13 protein-coding genes and 1 pseudogene are annotated in these 17,392 nt (G+C 64.8%); 10 read left to right on the top strand and 4 right to left on the bottom strand.

What is annotated here, in order from left to right; translation table 11 throughout:
* Nucleotides 1–64 precede the first annotated feature (64 nt).
* The gene (locus ACNJX8_RS03065; RefSeq protein WP_439362060.1) at nucleotides 65–1,024 is read right to left on the bottom strand and encodes an aminoglycoside phosphotransferase family protein; all 960 of its coding nucleotides are present in this window, start codon (nucleotides 1,022–1,024) and stop codon (nucleotides 65–67) included.
* Nucleotides 1,025–1,449: 425 nt separating this feature from the next.
* Complete coding sequence (gene ugpB / locus ACNJX8_RS03060; RefSeq protein WP_439362059.1) at nucleotides 1,450–2,772, bottom strand: sn-glycerol-3-phosphate ABC transporter substrate-binding protein UgpB; 1,323 nt, start codon at nucleotides 2,770–2,772, stop codon at nucleotides 1,450–1,452.
* A 204-nt stretch (nucleotides 2,773–2,976) separates the two neighbouring features.
* On the opposite strand from ugpB, the gene ACNJX8_RS03055 reads away from it, so the two are divergent.
* The 10 genes and pseudogenes from ACNJX8_RS03055 to ACNJX8_RS03010 all read left to right on the top strand — a co-directional run bounded on the left by ACNJX8_RS03055 (nucleotide 2,977) and on the right by ACNJX8_RS03010 (nucleotide 14,560).
* Nucleotides 2,977–3,972 carry a TRAP transporter substrate-binding protein gene (locus ACNJX8_RS03055; RefSeq protein ID WP_439359573.1) on the top strand — a complete coding sequence of 332 codons (996 nt, stop codon included), beginning with the start codon at nucleotides 2,977–2,979 and terminating at the stop codon, nucleotides 3,970–3,972.
* Between the two features lie 6 nt (nucleotides 3,973–3,978).
* Entirely contained in the window at nucleotides 3,979–6,054 is a 2,076-nt protein-coding gene (locus tag ACNJX8_RS03050; RefSeq protein ID WP_245473418.1) for a sensor histidine kinase, read from the top strand.
* Nucleotides 6,024–7,769: an ATP-binding response regulator gene (locus tag ACNJX8_RS03045; RefSeq protein ID WP_128940876.1), complete on the top strand. Its 1,746-nt coding sequence runs from the start codon at nucleotides 6,024–6,026 to the stop codon at nucleotides 7,767–7,769. The genes ACNJX8_RS03050 and ACNJX8_RS03045 overlap by 31 nt, the downstream gene beginning before the upstream one ends.
* Nucleotides 7,770–7,779: 10 nt before the next feature.
* Nucleotides 7,780–8,514, top strand: a complete 735-nt coding sequence (locus tag ACNJX8_RS03040) for a response regulator (protein ID WP_128930856.1) — start codon at nucleotides 7,780–7,782, stop codon at nucleotides 8,512–8,514.
* A 498-nt stretch (nucleotides 8,515–9,012) separates the two neighbouring features.
* Nucleotides 9,013–9,623: pseudogene (locus ACNJX8_RS03035) on the top strand (sigma-70 family RNA polymerase sigma factor).
* Between the two features lie 490 nt (nucleotides 9,624–10,113).
* A complete protein-coding gene (locus ACNJX8_RS03030; RefSeq protein ID WP_439359568.1) occupies nucleotides 10,114–10,812 on the top strand; it encodes a cytochrome c biogenesis CcdA family protein in 699 nt (232 codons plus the stop codon).
* A gap of 31 nt (nucleotides 10,813–10,843) precedes the next feature.
* Nucleotides 10,844–11,407, top strand: a complete 564-nt coding sequence (locus ACNJX8_RS03025; protein WP_091887228.1) for a thioredoxin family protein — start codon at nucleotides 10,844–10,846, stop codon at nucleotides 11,405–11,407.
* A gap of 102 nt (nucleotides 11,408–11,509) precedes the next feature.
* The gene (locus tag ACNJX8_RS03020; protein WP_439359566.1) at nucleotides 11,510–12,484 is read left to right on the top strand and encodes a hypothetical protein; all 975 of its coding nucleotides are present in this window, start codon (nucleotides 11,510–11,512) and stop codon (nucleotides 12,482–12,484) included.
* Nucleotides 12,485–12,874: 390 nt separating this feature from the next.
* A complete protein-coding gene (locus ACNJX8_RS03015; RefSeq protein ID WP_128930850.1) occupies nucleotides 12,875–13,468 on the top strand; it encodes a L,D-transpeptidase in 594 nt (197 codons plus the stop codon).
* 54 nt (nucleotides 13,469–13,522) lie between these two features.
* On the top strand, nucleotides 13,523–14,560 hold the full coding sequence (locus ACNJX8_RS03010) for an amino acid ABC transporter substrate-binding protein (RefSeq protein ID WP_439362058.1): 1,038 nt from the start codon (nucleotides 13,523–13,525) through the stop codon (nucleotides 14,558–14,560).
* Nucleotides 14,561–14,822: 262 nt separating this feature from the next.
* Here the strand turns inward: ACNJX8_RS03010 and ACNJX8_RS03005 are convergent, their stop codons facing one another.
* The gene (locus ACNJX8_RS03005) at nucleotides 14,823–15,962 is read right to left on the bottom strand and encodes an acyl-CoA dehydrogenase family protein (protein ID WP_439359564.1); all 1,140 of its coding nucleotides are present in this window, start codon (nucleotides 15,960–15,962) and stop codon (nucleotides 14,823–14,825) included.
* Nucleotides 15,963–16,138: 176 nt separating this feature from the next.
* The gene (locus ACNJX8_RS03000; protein ID WP_439359562.1) at nucleotides 16,139–17,338 is read right to left on the bottom strand and encodes an acyl-CoA dehydrogenase family protein; all 1,200 of its coding nucleotides are present in this window, start codon (nucleotides 17,336–17,338) and stop codon (nucleotides 16,139–16,141) included.
* Nucleotides 17,339–17,392: the final 54 nt, after the last annotated feature.

The following is a 17,392-nucleotide window of genomic DNA, read 5'->3' as shown; positions in this document are numbered from 1 at the left end:
TCGTCCTGGCGAAAGCCAGGCGCTGCGCTTGTCCAGGACGACACCAGTGGTGGACGACCGGCGATCACCCCGGCCAGATCAGCTCCTGCAACTCGACCAGATCGCCCGCCATGTCCTGCCAGCCCTCGATGCAGATGTGGCTGTTGAGGTCACTGGCGCGGTGCAGCAGCATCAGGGCCATCAGGCGGCGCTTCAGATCGAAATCCAGCTTTGCATAGCCGAAGCCTTCGAGCAGGCTGTGCACCCGGCCCGGCCGGCCCGCCGCCATGAAGGCGCTGGGGCCGAGCAGATCGTAATCGCGCCATCCGGCCAGCACGTCGCCGAAATCGAACAACCCGGCGAGCGACCATTGATCGTTCCGGCAGGCGAGCAGGAAGTTTTCCGGAATGTATTCGCCGATCAGGATCACCGGCGGCGTATCCAACGGAATGAGCTTTGCGGCGTCGCGCAGGAGATCATCGAGGCCTTTGAGGAATTTCGGCGCAAGGCCGAGACGCGCGTGCCGCGCCTTGCAGCCCTGCATCTGCTGGCGCATGAAGCCGTCCCAGCGCGGCTCGATGTGCACGAGCTCTCCGAGCGGCGCGCGCTGCACGGCCGCGATGGTCTCGCCGATCTGGCGCAGCACGCGCTCCTTCTGGTCTTCCGCCAATTGCGGCCACACCTCCGAGCCGAGCATGCCGGCAAGGCGCGTGATGATCAGATAGGGCCAGCCGTCGCGCTCCCCTTCGGCGACGATCTCGGGAATCGGTAGACCGAGATGGCCTTTCAGTTGCGCCAGCGACCCACGCTCGGACACGAATTGCGCGCGCAAGAGCGGCGGGAAGATTTTCAGGATGAGGCCCTCGCCGAGCCCGACCACCAGATTGGTGCCGGTCGCAAACACCTGCGGCGCGCTGGCATCGAGGTCCTCGCCGCGCGCGATGTCGAGCGCGATTCCCAGCCATTGCGCCGGGTCGGAGCGCCAGGCGCGAAAGCTTTTAGCGTCGGCGAAGTGAGGCAGTTGTTGCGACGGCGTGAAGGTCATCTGCATTCGCGCATCGAAGGCAGGGTCAGCTTTGGTTGGCTCTGTGCAAGCCAAAGAGGTGCACCTCTCCCGCTTGCAGGAGAGGTCGGCACGTAGTGCCGGGTGAGGGCTTTCTCCTCTAGGTGATTGTCCCGATGCGGAGGCACCCTCTCCCCGACCCTCCCCCGCACGCGGGGGAGGGAGCGCACCTCGTTCTGCGCCACGGCCAAACTCACCGCTAGCATCGCATTGGCGCGATTGGCATAAGCCAGGAACGCGGTGCACCTCTCCCGCTTGCGGGAGAGGTCGGCACATAGTGCCGGGTGAGGGCTTTCTCCTCTAGGTGATTGTCCTGATGCGGAGGCACCCTCTCCCCAACCCTCCCCCGCACGCGGGGGAGGGAGCGCACCTCACGCGCGGTCGCAGCGATGTCTAATCGCGACATTCTACCGCTCGGGACTGGCGCGCTCGAACTGGCGCAGCAGCTTGTTGCCGCGCTCGACGGCGGAATCCAGCGCTGCTTGCGCGCTTTTGTGGCCGGCGAAGGCCTGCTCCAACTCGTCCTCGATCGCGCCGCGAATCAGCACGAAAGAGCCGAGCCGGACGCCCTTGGAGTTCTCCGTCGGCGGATGCAGCGTGATCTCCTCGAACGAGATCGCCGAACCAGGATTGCGCTCGTAGAATCCCTGCGACCGTGTCAGCTCAAAGGCGGCGCGGGTAACAGGCAGATAGCCGGTGTTCTGGTGCCAGGCAGCCTGCACGCCCGGCTGCGACAGATAGGCGAAGAACCGCGCCACGCCCTTGTACTCCTCGCGCGGCCGGTCGCGCAGCACCCACAGCGTGGCGCCGCCGATGATCGAATTCTGCGGCGCGCCCTTCACGTCGGGCCAGTACGGCATCATGCCGTAGCCGATCTCGAATTTCGAGTTCGCCTTGATGTCGGCCCGCGTCGCCGAGGAGCCGATGAAGATGCCGCATTCGCCTTTCTGGAAACGCGGCTCGGCCGCTTGTCCGCGGCCGCTATAGTCGAACAGTTTTGTCTTTTGCCACTCGCTGAGCTGAGCGATGTGTTTGACGAGAACCGGATTGTTGATGGTCAATTCCGCGTCCAGCCCGGCAAAGCCGTTCGCCCGCGTCGCCAGGACTAAATTGTGGAAGGCGGAGAAATTCTCGACGTGGATCCAGGACGGCCAGGAGGTGGTGAAGCCGCAGACCGCACCGCGTTCGCGCAGGCGCTTGGCAGCTAGTCCCAATTCCGGCCAGGTCTTCGGCGGCGTCTCCGGATCGAGGCCGGCATCGCGGAACATGGTCTTGTTATAATAGAGGATCGGCGTCGAGGAATTGAACGGGAACGACAATAGATTGCCGGCCGCATCGGTGTAGTAGCCGGAGACGGCGGGAAGGTAATCGCCCAGCGAGAATGGCTCGCCCTGGTCCCGCATCAGGCTGAACACGGGATAGATCGCACCCCTGGCCGCGGTCATCGTGGCGGTGGCGACCTCGTTGACCTGGACGATGGCAGGCTGGCTGCGCGAGCGGAAGGCGAAGATCGCTGCCGTCACCGTCTCGGTGTAATTGCCCTTGTAGCTGGGCACGATGCGGTAGTCGGACTGCGAGGCGTTGAAGTCGGCAGCGAGCTTGTCGAGCTGCCGGCCGAGCTCGCCGGACATGGCGTGCCACAGCGCGATGTCGGTGGCGGCACGCACTGGCGCGGCGATGGTGACAGCCGCAAGGACGGCGACGGCCTGCAAAAAGCGCAATGCTGAAATCACGATGGCTCTTCCCGTGTCGCACGACTAAAGGGCGGCTGCCTTGCTTAAGGCGCGGCATTGGCAGTTTCAACCGGGAATGCGCGGCGGCCGCGCCGCGCAATCGGCCCGACGCCCGGAGCGGGATGGCCTTCCCTTTACCATTTGCTAGATTGCGTTGAACCTTTTCCTTCCGCCATAGACTCCACCACTGAGGGGTTGAGTGTGCCAGTGTTGAGCCGTGCCGAACTCTCGCGGACCGGGGTGATCTTCGTCGCGCTTCTGCTTGCCGTCTGTACGACGGACGCGGTCGCACGCGAATTTCGCGCCGCCGACACCCAGACCGAGGATTACCCGACCGTCCAGGCGCTGCGCTACATGGGCGCCTTGATCGCCGAGCGCACCGGCGGCCGGCACGAGATCAAGGTGTTCCACTCCCGCCAGCTCGGTGAGGAGAAGGAGACCATCGAGCAGACCCGGGCCGGCGCCATCGACCTCAACCGGACCAACGTCGCCCTGATCGGCAATTTCGTCCCGGCGATGAACGTGCTGGCGATGCCGTTCCTGTTCCGGTCCATCGAGCACATGCAGAAGGTGCTGGACGGGCCGATCGGCAGCGAGATCTTGAACAGCTTCGAGCCCTATGGCTTCGTCGGGCTCGCCTTCTACGATTCCGGCGCGAGGTCGATCTACAACAGCGTCCGGCCCGTGAGGAGTGTCGCGGATCTCAGGGGATTGCGGATCCGGGTGCAGCAGTCGGAGTTGATGAACCAGATGATGCGCGCGCTCGGCGCCGAACCGGTCGAGCTGCCTTACGGGCAGGTGCTCACCGGGCTTGCCAACCACCTGATCGACGGCGCCGAAAACAACTGGCCATCCTTCGTGACGACAGACCATTACAAACTTGCCGGCCACTACGCGCTCACCGAGCACACGATGAGCCCGGAAGTGCTGGTGATCTCGCTGAAGGCCTGGAAAAGCCTCTCGGCGGAGGAGCAGACGATCTTCAAGGAGGCCGCGCAGCGCTCCAGCCTGTTCATGCGCGAGAAATGGCGCGACCTCGAGGAGCAGTCGCAGCGCAAGGCCCAGGAAGCCGGCGCCACCATCATCAAGGACATCGACCGCAAGCCGTTCGAGGAGGCGATGGCTCCAATCTATGCCAAGGCCGGGCGCGATCCGGCCGCGGCCGCGCTGATCGAACGCATTCGCACGGTGGAGTAGAGCCTCTTGGCCGGGCTTGGACACAGCGAGACCACAGAGAGGCCGCCCGGCCCGATCGGGCGGCTGCGCGCGCGTCTCGTCGGCGCGCTGCGGGCGGTGCCGATCCGCTGGCGCATCCTGTCGATCGCGGCGCTGAACTCCGCCGTCGTCGTGGTGCTGGTGGCGATGATCTGGAACGGCGCGCAGGTGCTGGGCTCGGCCTGGGACGACGTGCGCCAGGTGCGCGAGTCCGACCGGATTCTGGCGCTGCTCGAAAGCGAGACCGGGCGTCTGCAAAACCTGATCCATCGCTACATCAACCAGCCGAGCCCGGACCTGTTCGCCGAGATCCTGCTGCTGCGCGAGGCGGTGCTGGGCACGCTGACCAACCGCGCCACCAAGGATCCGATGTTGTCGGGCTCGGTGGAGGAGCTCGAGCGCACCACCGACCGCTTCCTCAACGGCTTTGGCGAGCTGCGCAGCGTGCAGGCCACCATCGCCAAGACCTATGAGGAGCAGGTGCAGGGCCCGGCCAAGGACATGGCGGGCCTCTATTCCATCATCGAAGGCGCCACCGGCCATCGCGACGCGCTGATCTGGCCTTCGCTGGGAAAATCCCGCGAAGCCTTCACCGCGATGCTGGTCGCGGCCAATTCCTACTATCTGTCGCTGTCACCGGGCGCGGCCGACGACGCGCGCCGCAACACCGAGACGATCGAGAAGACCATCCCGGTCATGATCGATCTCGCCGACAACGACCTCCAGCGCATGGCCTTGCGGCGGCTCGCGGACCGCACCGCATCCTTGCGCGAGGGCTTTGCAAAGCTCTCCGAGCAGCTGGCGAGCCGCACCGATCTGTTGCGCAACACCATCGACGCCAGTCAGGCTGAAGCGATCGGCGCCATCGACGACCTCTCGACCAAGATGCGCCAGCGCGAGCAGAAGGCGCAGGCGACTTTTGATCGCACGCTGGCCGATATTTCCCGCCGCGTGCTGTCGATCGCGGTGATCTTCCTCGGCGTCATCCTCACCGCCGGCGTGATGATCGCACTGTCGATCCGCCTGCCGCTCCAGCAGCTCATGGCGGCGATGCGCGCGATCACGCTCGGCGACCTCGACCGCGAGGTGCAGGGCACCAAGGCACGCGACGAGGTCGGCGCCATGGCGCGCGCCGTGGAAGTGTTCCGCGAGAACGCGATCGCCAAGCGCCAGACCGAGGACGAGCTGCGCGCGTCGAAGGAGAAGGCCGAGAGCGCGCTGCTCGAGCTCAACACCGCGCAGCAGAATCTGATCGACGCCGAACGGCTCGCCGCGCTCGGCGGCCTCGTTGCCGGCGTCGCCCACGAGGTCAACAACCCGATCGGCATCAGCCTGACCGTTGCATCGAGCTTTGCCCGGCGCAGCGAGATCTTCGAGGCTCAGCTCAAGGGCGACGGGGGCTTGCGCCGCTCGCAACTCGAGGAGTTCGTGCAGTCCTCGCGCGACGCCTCGCAGCAGCTCGTCGCCAACCTGCAGCGCGCCGGCGAGTTGATCCAGTCGTTCAAGCAGGTCGCGGTCGATCGCTCCCATGCCGAGCGGCGGCAGTTCTCGCTCAGTGAAGCCACCGACCAGATCATCGCCAGCCTGCGCCCGGTGCTGAAGCGCTCGCCGATCACGCTTCAGGTCGACGTGCCCGAAGGGCTGCTGCTCGACGGCTATCCCGGCTCCTACGGCCAGATCCTGACCAACCTCTTCCTCAACGCCGCCAACCACGCCTTCGCCGACGGCCGCGCAGGCACGATCGCGATCTCGGCCCGGCCGCGCGGGGCCGACGACATCGAGATCAGCTTCGCCGATGACGGGGCCGGCATGACCCCGGACGTGCAGCGCCAGGCCTTTGACCCTTTCTTTACCACCCGGCGTAATGAAGGTGGCACGGGACTTGGCCTGCATATCGTCTATAACCTCGTCACCCAGCAGCTCGGCGGCCGCATGATGCTGGAATCCAAGCTGGGACAAGGCACTACTTTTCGCATTATCATGCCCCGCATCGCCAAGGGCGCACAAAGCACAGAAAGTGACGGGACTTCTCAATGGCCGAACAGGACGATGTCCTCCACCTGATCGACGACACCGGTACCGCGTCGGAGGATGCCAACGCCCGGAAATGGAAGATCGCCGTCATCGACGACGATCCGGCCGTGCATGACGGCACCCGTTTCGCGCTGTCCGACTACAGCCTCAACGGCCAGAGCCTGGAGATCCTGTCGGCCTATTCGGCGGCGGAAGGTCGCAAGCTGATGGCCGAGCACGGCGACATCGCTGCCGTGCTGCTCGACGTCATCATGGAGACCGACGTCGCCGGCCTCGAGCTCGTCGAATTCATCCGCAACGAGATCAAGAACGAGACCGTCCGCATCATCCTGCGCACCGGTCAGCCCGGCCAGGCGCCGGAGCGGCGCGTGATCGTGCAGTACGACATCAACGACTACAAGGCCAAGACCGAGCTCACCGCCGACAAGCTGTTCACCTCGCTGACCGCCGCGCTGCGCTCCTATCAGCAGCTCGAGCGCATGGTGCAGACACGCCGCGGGCTCGAGATCATCATCGACGCCGCCTCGACGCTTTACGACTTCAAGTCGATGCAGCGGCTCGCCGAGGGCGTGCTGACCCAGCTCGCCTCGCTGCTCAATGTCGACTGCGCCGGCATCCTGGTCCTGCGCGACAATGGCGGGGTCGACCCCGAGCTCTCGGTGCTCGCCGGCAGCGGCTGCTACAGCCGCTTCATCGGCACCACCTCGTCGAAGGCACTCGACCCCGAATTGCGCGAGATGGTGGAGGCCGCGTTCCAGCGCCGCAAGAACGAATTCGCCGACCACCGCAGCGTGATCTATTTGCGCACCGGAAGCGGCCGTGAGGTGGTGGTGCTGCTGCAGGCCGAGCGCGAGCTGTCGGAGACCGATCGCTCGCTGGTCGAGATCTTCTCCAGCCGGCTCTCGATCGCCTTCGACAACGTCATCCTCTACCAGCAGCTCCAGGACGCCAACACGCAGCTGGAGGACCGTGTCGCCCAGCGCACCCGCGCGCTGATGCAGGCCAACCGCCGCCTCTCCGCGCAATGGCTGCGGCTGCAGCGCGCCAACGGCTTCAAGAACGAGATTTTGGGCACCGTCGCGCACGATCTGAAGAATCCGCTCGGCGTCATCCTCGGCCGCACCGAGATGCTGAAGGAGCTGATCTCGACCGGCGCCTCGCAAAGCGGCGTGGTCGCCCAGGTCGATCACATCCGCGACGCCACCAAGCGGCTGACCACGATGGTCGATCATTTGATCTCGGACGCGATGGCCGATGCCTTCGACATCACCATCCGCCGCGAACCGGTCGACGTCGCGGGCCTGGTCAAGGAGGTCGCCGAAGCCAACCAGCCGCTCGCCGTCAACAAGCAGCAGACGATCAGCGTCACCGCGCCGCCCAACATCGTCACCATGTGCGACACCGACCGCATCCGCGAGGCGATCGACAACCTCATCAGCAACGCCATCAAATACTCGCCGATCGGCGGCAAGATCGCCGTGGCCGTGACCCATGAGGGCAGCGAAACCATCGTCCGCGTCAGCGACGAAGGCGCCGGCCTGTCGCCGGAGGATCTCGGCCGCCTGTTCGGCCGGTTCCAGCGGCTGTCGGCAAAGCCGACCGCCGGCGAGAGCTCGACAGGGCTTGGGTTATCCATCGTGAAGCGTATTATCGACATGCATGGCGGCGAGGTGACGGCCGACAGCGACGGGCCCGGCACGGGCTCGACCTTCACCATCACGCTTCCCGCGACTGAAATGCCGTGATCTCAGGACCATGACCCAAAGCCAGCACATCATGATCGTCGACGATGAGGCTCCGGCCCGGGAGATGGTCGGCGATTATCTCAAGATGCACGGCTTCACCGTGACGCTGTGCGACGGCGGCAAGTCCTTGCGCGCCGCGATCCAGGGCAGCATGCCCGACCTCGTCGTGCTCGATCTCAACATGCCCGAGGAAGATGGGCTCTCGATCATCCGCGACCTCAAGAGCCGCATCAACGTGCCCGTGATCATGCTGACGGCGACCGCGAGCCCGATCGACCGCGTCGTCGGGCTCGAGCTCGGCGCCGATGATTACGTGGCAAAACCCTGCGAGCTGCGCGAGCTGATGGCGCGCATCCGTTCGGTGCTGCGGCGGAGCGGGCCGGCCAAGGCTGCCGCGCCGGACGCCGCCGCGAAGTCCGACAAGGATCAATTGGTGCGCTTCGGCACCAAATGGCTCGATCTCGAAGCGCAGGCGTTGCGCGACGACGAGGGCAACGAGCATCCGCTGACGGCGTCCGAGTTCGGTCTGCTCAAGGTGTTCGCCGCCAATCCGAAGCGCGTGCTGTCGCGCGAGCGCCTGCTGGAGCTCGCCAATGCACGCGACGCCGAAGCCTTCGATCGCGCCGTCGACCTCCGCATCATGCGCATCCGCCGCAAGATCGAGCCCGATCCCGCCAAGCCCGCCGTGATCCGCACCATCCGCGGCGGCGGCTATCTGTTCTCGCCGGCCGGCGAGAAGGCGTAGGCGGCGCGCGGAAGAGTTAGGTGCCGTAGGGTGGGCAAAGCGAGGCGTGCCCACCATTCTCACAGCGCTTGCAGAAAGATGGTGGGCACGGCGCGAAGCGCGCCTTTGCTCACCCTACGATGATGATCGTCCGGGTAAGCGGAGCGCCGACGGCGGCAGTGTGTTTGGCGCGACCGAACTGATAACCACGAGTCTTCGCCAAACCCAATCCTGTGGCTATGGGTCCTGGCTTTCGCCAGGACGACGCTTGAGGCGGCAGCGAACGCAACACCCCCAAATTCGTTCCTCACGCCGCCAATCCCCACCCCGTATTTCCCGTACATTGAAATTCCACGCTTTTTTGCTCCGAATGTTTCGTCGCACCCCTTTCGACGAAACAATTTGGCGGCGCACGAAACCATTTTCCGCTTTTCGTGCAGACGTCCCGAAACGTTGGCTGATTAACACTTTCCCTCAAGGAAACGCCGCTCGGTTGCGGCGCTACGGGGAGCTAATTTCATGCCGAACGTCATTGCCATCAACGCCCAGGCCAGCCAAAGCATCATTGCCGCTCAGGCGACTTCGGACGACATGCTTCTCGAAAGCATTGCCGGCGGCAACCGGACGGCCATGCACATCCTCTATTGCCGGCACAATGTGCGGGTTTACCGCTTCATCTTGCGCATCGTGCGCGATGCCACTACGGCGGAAGACCTCGTCAGCCAGGTGTTTTTGGACGTGTGGCGGACCGCCGGCCAATTCCAGGGCCGCTCGCAGGTCTCGACCTGGCTGCTCTCGATCGCCCGCTTCAAGGCGCTGACCGCGATGCGCCAGCGCCGTTTCGAGGACATCGACCAGGAGGATGTGCGTCAGATCCCCGACGATTCCGACACGCCGGAGACCTCGCTCGACCGCAGCGACACCAGCGCCATCCTGCGCGCCTGCGTGCAGAAGCTGTCGCCTGCGCATCGCGAGATCATCAACCTCGTCTACTATCACGAGAAGTCGGTGGAGGAGGTCGGGCAGATCATCGGCATCCCCAGAGCACGGTGAAAACGCGGATGTTTTACGCCCGCAAGCAGCTCGCCGATTTGCTTAAGGGCGCCGGCGTGGATCGCTTCGCCGCGTAAACCCAACGGATTCAATGGGATAGGGCCGCGCCTTTGGCCCTGTCCCCGGACACGGAAGTGTTACCGCCGACGAAACAATTGAAACAAAGCACAACATCAGGCGGAAAAACTTCCCTCCTATAAAGTTCGCATACGGTTTTGGTTAAACCTCCCAAGGACCTCCAACGACCCGGACGGGATGCCCCCCTCCGGGTCGTTTTGTGTTTGGCGGAAGGTGCGGCGGCAGGCTCGCGCCTCTCCCGCTTGCGGGAGAGGCCGACGCGCCTCGGGCGATGCGAAGCATCGTCCCGCGCGCGGCGGGTGAGGGTTCTTTCCTCTTGGGGAGTCTTCGTTGCCGAGGCACCCTCTCCCCAACCCTCCCCCGCGAGCGGGGGAGGGGGGCGCACCTTCGTCGTGGCCGACAGGGTAGCCCGTCACGAACGCGTGACGCTGCGTAACGACATCCCGCCTCCTCGCGAACTGGCCTCGTACCCCTCTCCACGAGTGCCCGATGCTCGAACTTCTCTTCGCCGTCCTTGCCGGCATCCTCACCATCGCCGCGCCGTGCACGCTGCCGATGCTGCCGATCCTGCTCGGCGCTTCGATCGGGCGCGCAGGGCACTTGCGGCCGGCGATGATCGCGCTCGGCTTCATCATCTCGTTCTCGGCGGCCGCGCTGCTGCTCGGTGCGATCACGCGGCTGTTCGACTTCGATCCGAACGTGCTGCGCGAAGCGGCATCCATCCTGCTGCTCGGCTTCGGCCTGTTGATGCTGTGGCCGGCGCCGTTCGAATGGCTGTCGATCCGGCTCAATGGCTGGCTCGATCTTGGCAATTCCAGCGCCACCCAGCGCGAGGGCGCGCTGGGTGGGCTCGTGCTCGGCACCACGCTCGGCCTGGTCTGGACGCCCTGCGCCGGTCCCGTGCTCGGCTCGATCCTGACGCTGGTTGCGACCTCGAAGAACTTAGGCTGGGCCGGGACGCTGCTGGTCGCCTACGCCATCGGTGCGGCAATTCCGATGCTGGCGATCGCCCATGGCGGCCAGGCCGCGACCACGCGGGTGCGCAGCCTCGCCCGCATCTCGCCGCGGCTGCAGCAGGGTTTTGGCATTGTCGTGATCGCGTTCGCGGTCGCCGCCTATTTCCAATACGACACGCTGCTCGTGGCGTGGCTCACCGGCTTCTATCCCACCGGCCAGATCGGCCTGTGATCATCGCGCATCGCAACCGGAGGACTCGTTCATGACTTTCAAACTGCTCACCGTGGCCGCCGCCCTGATCGGCATGGCCGGATCAGGCGCCGTCATCCCCGGCATCTGCGACGAGGCGGCGCGCGCTGCACCCATCGTCACCGCCGCCGCGAGCCAGCAGACCGCGCCCGACTTCACCGGCATCAACAACTGGTTCAACTCGAAACCTCTGAGCATGGCCGACCTGCGCGGCAAGGTCGTGCTGGTCGACTTCTGGACCTATGGCTGCGTCAACTGCGTCAACACACTGCCGCACGTCACTGACCTCTACGCCAAGTACAAGGACAAGGGCCTCGTCGTGGTCGGCGTGCACACGCCGGAATTCCCGTTCGAGCGTTCCGCCTCTAACGTGCAGGCTGCGCTGAAACGCCACGGCATCACCTATCCCGTGGCGCAGGACAATGATTCCAAAACCTGGAACGCCTACCGCAACCGATATTGGCCGGCGCAGTACATCATTGACCAGACCGGCAAGATCGTGTTCCAGCACGAAGGCGAAGGCAGCTACGACCAGATCGACGGAACGGTGGCGCGGCTCCTGAACGTGAACAGTTGATGCCGCGCCGACATCGCGCGGCCGGATTCATCTGTCGTCCTTGTTGCTTGACTCCACGGACCCGTCCGTGGAGTTTCGCATCGACGAAATCAGCCGCCCGTGATGGACGACGCGACCACCAGCAACGACATCCGCCTTCGTGAAGGCTCCTCGATCGCGCAGCGGCTGATCATGGCCGGCTCTGCGGCCGCGGTGGCGCTGTGCTTTACGCCCGGCCTGTTCACGCACGACACGCTGGAAGTGATCATCTCGGTAGCCGCTCTCCTCCTGGGTGCGGCATTCGTCTGCGGCATCATGCTGGCGCCGGCGGTAGTGTGGATCATCACCCCGAACGAGATCCTGATCGGGCAACAGCGCCCCTTCGGAAAGCTCCGTACGCGGGTCGTCGCCAAGGACGACATCAGGGAATTGCAAGTTCCCGGCAGCAAGCGGGCGAAAGCCCGTTTCCAGCTGGCTTTCACGCTGGCCTCCGGGGAACGCTTGACGTCTCCGCCGATCTCCGACGTCACGCATGTGCGCGGCACCGTCGCCCGGATCGCCGCGCAATTCGGCGTTCCCAATGTCGAGGCACCCAGCAATCCACTCGATGCCAGCAATCCCGAGATGCATCTCGGCGAACCTCTCGAGCCGTTTCCCGCGCGCGACATCCGCATCGTTGCATTGATCGCCGTCGCACTGTGCGCCGTTCCCTACGCCTACAAGCTCTGGCGCGGCCTGCCGCCCGGCCCGATCGACATCATGCTGCTGCCGGTTGGCGCGATCGCCGCGCTCGCCGTGCACAGATATGCCAATCTCGTGACCGGTGCCTTCTGGATCATCCGGCAAGGGGACATTCGCGTCGAACGCCTGTGGGGCGACGGCACGCCGCGCGCCGACCATATCGAGGGGCACGACGTGAAGACGATCACGGTCGAGCGCCGCGGCCGGTCCGAGGACGAGCATTGCATCGTGGTGATCCGGCTGCACTCCGGACGGCGCTTTCGCAGCCCCCGCATCGGATCGCGGCTCGAGGCCCGCGCCGTGGGCGCCGAAATCGTCCGGCGGCTCGGGATCGCGGCGGAGAGCAACCGGATCTGATTGGCGTCTAGCGCCAATTGTCGAAGTTGATCTCACCGCGAGTTCGGTCTGAGCTTCTCCCGCTTGCGGGAGAGGTCGGCGCGCCCCGGGCGATGCGCAGCATCGTCCCGCGCGCCGGGTGAGGGTTCTGCTCCACATCGGGATTGCTCCATCATGGAGACAGCCCTCTCCCGGCCCTCCCCCGCAAGCGGGGGAGGGAGCGCACCGAGCCGGGGCGCCACGATCACTGCTTTTCGCGCCATCCCCTGTTTGTGGCATTGCGCGGCGCGTCAAAAAACCAAAGCATTGTCGTGACATACCAGGGCGGCGCGCCATCAACTTGCCATGAACTTGCCCCTCAGGTTTGATGGTTCTGAATGATTTGCGCTGTGGCAGCGGGGAGAGCTTTACATGACGGATTTTCGTCGCCTGACCGGGATGCTTGTGGCTGCGATCGGCCTGATCCTTTGGGCGCCCCAAGCCTTCGCCCAGCAGCCTGATCGCGGCGACGAGCCGGGCCTGATCGCCGACGATGCCTACCAGCTCGATCCGGAATGGCAGAAGCAGGTGGTGTACTTCCGCACCACCGAGGCGCCCGGCACCATCATCATCTCGACCGCCGAACGTCATCTTTACCTGGTGCAGCCCGGCGGGCGCGCGATCCGCTACGGCATCGGCGTCGGCCGCGATGGTTTTCAGTGGCAGGGGCTGGTGAACATCACCAACAAGAAGGAGTGGCCGGACTGGACGCCGCCGCCGGAGATGATCCAGCGCCAGCCCTATCTGCCGCGCTTCATGGCCGGCGGCCCCGGCAATCCGCTAGGGGCCCGCGCCATGTATCTCGGCACCACCGTCTACCGCATCCACGGCACCAACCGTCCTGATACGATCGGCACCAAGGTGTCCTCGGGCTGCTTCCGTCTCGTCAACAATGACGTTGCCGATCTCTACGATCGCGTCCCGGTCGGGACCAAGGTCGTCATTCGGCAGAAGCCCGAGCTCTAATCTTCTTCGCCTTCGCGAATATTCCATTTCCCGATTTTTCGAGAGAGCAACATGATGCGCACTTTTCGAGGCGGCCTGCTGATCGGGCTCGCGGTCGCCGTGCTGGTCGCCGTTCTGGCCATCGTCTATGAATTCTACGACACCCGCACGCTGAAGCGCACCGTGCGCCGCGGCGAGGTGCTTTGCGGCGTCAACAAGGGCCTGCCCGGCTTCTCGATCCCCGACGACAGGGGCAACTGGACCGGATTCGACGTCGATTTCTGCCGTGCGGTGGCCGCGGCGATCTTCAACGATCCGGCCAAGGCGAAGTTCGTCGCACTCGACGCCAGCGAGCGCTTCAAGGAATTGCAGAGCCGGAAGGTCGACATCCTCTCGCGCAACTCGACCTGGAGCATGGCGCGCGAGCTCGACTACGACCTCTATTTCCCGGCCGTCGCCTATTATGACGGCGCAGGTTTCATGCTGCCGCGTTCGCGCAACAAGGAGACCTCGCTGGACCTGACCGGCAGCAAGGTCTGCGTCCAGTCCGGCACTACGACGGCACTCAACGTCGCCGATTACTTCCGTGCCAACAACATGAAGTATGACGAGGTGAAGTTCGACAAGCTCGACGACGTCGTGAAAGCCTACGACACCGGCAAGTGCGACACGCTGAGCGCCGACGTCTCCCAGCTCTATGCGCTGCGGCTGAACCTCGCAAAACCCGGCGACCAAATGATCCTACCGGACATGATCTCCAAAGAGCCGCTGGCCCCGGTCGTGCGCCAGCGCGACGACGACTGGATGATGATCGTGAAGTGGACGCTGTATGCGATGATCAACGCCGAGGAGCTCGGCGTCACCTCGGAGAACATCGACGAGGCCCTGAAGTCGAAGAAGCCGGAAGTGATGCGCCTCGTCGGCACCGAGGGCAATTACGGCGAGCAGCTCGGCCTCACCAAGGACTGGGCCGTCCGCATCATCCGACACGTCGGCAATTACGGCGAGATGTACGAGCGCAATATCGGCGAGAAGTCGAAGCTGAAGATCCCGCGCGGCATGAACCAGCTGTGGAACGCGGGTGGTGTGCAGTACGCACCGCCGATGCGGTAGGCCGCGGTCTCGCCGCGTCATTGCGAGCGAAGCGAAGCAATCCAGAATCTTTCCACGGCGGCAGTCTGGATTGCTTCGTCGCAAGAGCTCCTCGCAATGACGAGGTTGAGGCAAGCGCCGTCCACACTCTCAACTGTCATCGCCCGGCTTGACCGGGCGATCCAGTATTCCGAGACGCCAATCGTATGCGGAGAAGCCGCGGCGTACTGGATCGCCCGCCTTCGCGGGCGATGACAGCGGAGAACGAGGCGGCTGCCCCGTCTCAATACCCCCGCGCCCGCGCCAGGTGCTCGGTGTGATAGTTGGCGTCGCCGAACAGCTCCTCGCACACGCGCGCGCGCTTCATGAAGAAGCCGATGTCGAACTGGTCGGTCATGCCCATGCCGCCGTGCATCTGCACGCCTTCCTGCACCGCGCGCGTGGCGGTGGTGCCGGCGCGGGCTTTTGCCACGGCGACGCTTGATGCAGCCTTGGCGACATCAGCATCCAGTGCCTGGAGCGCCTTCATCACGGCAGCGCGGGTGATCTCGATGTCGACATAGAGCTCGGCGGCGCGGTGCTGCAGCGCCTGGAATTCGCCGATCAGCTTGCCGAATTGCTTGCGGCTCTTCAGGTACTCGACGGTGCGGCCAAAGACCTCGTCGCTGAGGCCGACCATTTCGGCAGCCACCGCGCCGCGGCCGATATCGAGCACGCCGTCGAGCTGGCTTGCGGCCTGATCGACCTCGCCGAGCACGCTGTCGGCAGTGACCTCGACATTGGCGAATTCGATCCGCGCCGCGTTATGTGCGTCGACCATGATGGTGCGCTCGACCGCGACGCCCTTCGCCTTGGGGTCCACCAGGAACAGCGTCAGGCCCTCACGCTCGCCGGCAGCACCCGTGGTGCGCGCGGCGACGATGAGCAGATCAGCAACGTGGCCGTCGATGACCAGCGCCTTGGCGCCGGAAAGCTTGAAGCCGTTACCGGCGCGCACGGCCTGGAGACTGGTCTGCAGCGGGCGATGTTTCGCGCCCTCGTCGATCGCGAGCGTCGCAAGCAGCGAGCCGCTCGCGATCTTCGGCAGATATTCCGATTTCTGCGCGGCGTTACCGCAGCGGTTCAGCGCAGAGGCCCCGACCACGCTGGTGGCGAGGAAGGGCGAGGGCATCAGCGTCCGGCCGATCTCCTCCATGACGATTCCGGCTTCGACATAGCCGAGGCCAGAGCCGCCGAACTCTTCAGGCACCAAGAGGCCGGCAAAGCCCATTTCGGCGAAGGAATGCCAAAACTCCTTGGAGAAGCCGGTGGGGTCTTTGGAATCGCGCAAGTGCCGCAGGTGCGACACCGGCGCCTTGTCGCTGATCAGCCCGCGCGCGCTGTCGCGGAGCATCGATTGTTCTTCGGTGAGGACGAGGGCCATGGTGTTGTTTCCGAATTCGAAGTCTATCTATGTTCGTCATTCCGGGATGGCCCGAAGGGCCAGGCCCGGATTCTATCAAGCGGCGGAATTGGTGGACGAATGGATTCTCAGATGCGCAATTGCGCATCGTAGCTCGCGCGTTGCGCGCCCCCGAATGACGATGGTGAGAGTGTGCCTCACGCCCCCGGCAGATCCAGGATGCGCTTGGCGACGATGCCGAGCATGACCTCGGACGTGCCGCCCTCGATCGAGTTGGCCTTGGTGCGCAACCAGGCGCGCGGGCGGGCGCCCTGCTTGGAGCGCTCGCTCTCCCATTCCAGCGCATCGACGCCGCCGGCCGACATCAAGATCTCGTAGCGGCGCTTGTTGAGCTCGGTGCCGTAGTACTTCATCGCGGACGAGAACGCCGGATGCGCTTGCCCCGCCTTGGCGAGATCGACTGCGCGCTCGGCACAGGCCGCAAGCGCGGCCTCATCCACGTCGAAGCGCGCGATCTGGCCGCGCAGCATGGCATCGTCGAGCCGCCCCAGCGCGTCGGTGCCGACGGAGTCGGCCGCGATCTGGCCGAGCGGACGGCCGACGCCGCGCTCGCCCATGCCCGAGATCATCGCGCGCTCGTGCTGGAGCAGATATTTTGCGACGTCCCAGCCGCGGTTGACGGTGCCGACCACGTGCGACTTCGGCACGCGGACATTGTCGAAAAAGGTTTCGCAGAACGGCGAATAGCCGGAGATCAACAGGATCGGCTTGGTCGAGACGCCCTTCGAGGTCATGTCGAACAGGATGAAGCTGATGCCGTCGTGCTTCTTGGCCGCGGGATCGGTGCGGACCAGGCAGAAGATCCAGTCGGCATAGTTGGCGTAGGACGTCCAGATCTTCTGGCCGGTAATGATGAAGTCGTCACCTTCACTCTCGGCGCGGGTCTGCAGCGAGGCGAGATCGGAGCCGGCGTTCGGCTCCGAATAACCCTGGCACCAGCGGATCTCGCCCGCGGCGATCTTCGGCAGATGCTCCTTCTTCTGGGCGTCGTTGCCGTATTTCAGCAGCGCCGGCCCGAGCATCCAGATGCCGAAGCTCGACAGCGGCGGACGCGCGCCGATTCTGGCCATCTCCGCGCGCAGCACCTTGTGCTCGGCGGCACTGAGGCCACCGCCGCCATACTCCTTCGGCCAATCAGGCACCGTCCAGCCCTTGTCGCGCATGCATTCGAACCAGATGCGCTGCGGCTCGGACGAGAATTTTGCGTTGCGCCCGCCCCAGAACACATCGGCGTCCGACGTCGCGGGCTTGCGCATCTCCGGCGGGCAATTGGCTTCCAGCCAAGCGCGCGTCTCGTTGCGGAATGTTTCGAGATCGGCAGTCTCAATGTCGCTCATGGTCGTTTCCATCAATCAAAATCGACTTGTTGCCGCCGACTCTGAGCCATCGCT

Origin of the sequence: Bradyrhizobium sp. SPXBL-04 (assembly GCF_051853035.1) — a bacterium.
Lineage (GTDB): Bacteria > Pseudomonadota > Alphaproteobacteria > Rhizobiales > Xanthobacteraceae > Bradyrhizobium > Bradyrhizobium zhanjiangense.
Note: the sequence above shows the minus strand (reverse complement) of the source record. Positions and strands in the feature narration are given on the sequence as shown.

What these genes read in the sequence shown, in the direction of transcription:
- ACNJX8_RS03005 (WP_439359564.1), bottom strand. Translation starts at nt 15,962, where the DNA reads ATGGCCCTCGTCCTCACCGAAGAACAATCGATGCTCCGCGACAGCGCG.
- ACNJX8_RS03030 (WP_439359568.1), top strand. Translation starts at nt 10,114, where the DNA reads ATGCTCGAACTTCTCTTCGCCGTCCTTGCCGGCATCCTCACCATCGCC.
- ACNJX8_RS03020 (WP_439359566.1), top strand. Translation starts at nt 11,510, where the DNA reads ATGGACGACGCGACCACCAGCAACGACATCCGCCTTCGTGAAGGCTCC.
- ACNJX8_RS03065 (WP_439362060.1), bottom strand. Translation starts at nt 1,024, where the DNA reads ATGACCTTCACGCCGTCGCAACAACTGCCTCACTTCGCCGACGCTAAA.
- ACNJX8_RS03010 (WP_439362058.1), top strand. Translation starts at nt 13,523, where the DNA reads ATGCGCACTTTTCGAGGCGGCCTGCTGATCGGGCTCGCGGTCGCCGTG.
- ACNJX8_RS03025 (WP_091887228.1), top strand. Translation starts at nt 10,844, where the DNA reads ATGACTTTCAAACTGCTCACCGTGGCCGCCGCCCTGATCGGCATGGCC.
- ACNJX8_RS03000 (WP_439359562.1), bottom strand. Translation starts at nt 17,338, where the DNA reads ATGAGCGACATTGAGACTGCCGATCTCGAAACATTCCGCAACGAGACG.
- ACNJX8_RS03040 (WP_128930856.1), top strand. Translation starts at nt 7,780, where the DNA reads ATGACCCAAAGCCAGCACATCATGATCGTCGACGATGAGGCTCCGGCC.
- ACNJX8_RS03045 (WP_128940876.1), top strand. Translation starts at nt 6,024, where the DNA reads ATGGCCGAACAGGACGATGTCCTCCACCTGATCGACGACACCGGTACC.
- ACNJX8_RS03015 (WP_128930850.1), top strand. Translation starts at nt 12,875, where the DNA reads ATGACGGATTTTCGTCGCCTGACCGGGATGCTTGTGGCTGCGATCGGC.